Origin of the sequence: Anoxybacillus sp. LAT27 (assembly GCF_022030075.1) — a bacterium.
Lineage (GTDB): Bacteria > Bacillota > Bacilli > Bacillales > Anoxybacillaceae > Anoxybacillus > Anoxybacillus kestanbolensis.
The window spans coordinates 1-229 of the sequence record NZ_JAIWYK010000344.1; the positions used below are offsets into that span (position 1 = coordinate 1).

General features: G+C 63.3%; 1 protein-coding gene. It reads left to right on the forward strand.

What is annotated here, in order from left to right; all coding sequences use genetic code 11:
- The coding region (locus tag LD028_RS09725) for an aldehyde dehydrogenase family protein (RefSeq protein WP_237811700.1) at positions 1–229 on the forward strand (229 nt) is incomplete at both ends.

A 229-nucleotide genomic window follows, 5' to 3' on the forward strand; every position in this document is an offset into this window, starting at 1 on the left:
TGAACGCTTCTGTCTGGTCGCAGGACGAGACAAAGGCCAGACGAGTCGCGCTGCAGTTGGAAACCGGCAATGTCTGCATCAACGACTGCCTGGTCAGCTACGCCAACCCCCATCTGCCGTTCGGCGGCGTAAAGCAGAGCGGCATCGGGCGCTACCGCGGTCCGGAAGGCTTGCGGGCGTTTACGCACGCCGTCTCCGTCATGCACGATCCCGGCAGGCGAAAACGGGA